Source organism: Vibrio sp. 10N.222.48.A3, from assembly GCF_041475345.1.
Lineage (GTDB): Bacteria > Pseudomonadota > Gammaproteobacteria > Enterobacterales > Vibrionaceae > Vibrio > Vibrio tasmaniensis_A.
Window position 1 is genome coordinate 1 of record NZ_JBFRVX010001223.1, and the last position, 350, is coordinate 350.

Below are 350 nucleotides of genomic sequence, written 5' to 3' on the forward strand. Positions count from 1 at the left end.
AGTAAAAGAGCAAGTCGAGTCTATGGGCGCTGAATTCTTGGAAGTGGATTTCAAGGAAGATACCAGCGCGGGCGACGGCTACGCAAAAGAGATGTCTGAAGCATTCAATAAGAAAGCTGAAGAACTGTATGCAGCTCAAGCTAAAGATGTCGATATCATCATTACAACGGCACTGATCCCAGGTCGTCCGGCACCTAAGCTGATTACCAAAGAGATGGTAGACAGCATGAGTGCTGGTAGTGTGATTGTTGACCTTGCGGCAGCCAATGGCGGTAACTGTGAATATACCGTTGCGGATCAAGTCATTACAACGGCTAACGGCGTGAAAGTGGTAGGTTACACAGATATGG

The 350-nt window shown here is 47.4% G+C and carries 1 pseudogene; it reads left to right on the plus strand.

The annotated features are described in order from the left end of the window. A pseudogene (pntA, locus tag AB4653_RS25195) lies at positions 1 to 350 on the plus strand (NAD(P)(+) transhydrogenase (Re/Si-specific) subunit alpha); the annotation flags it as partial.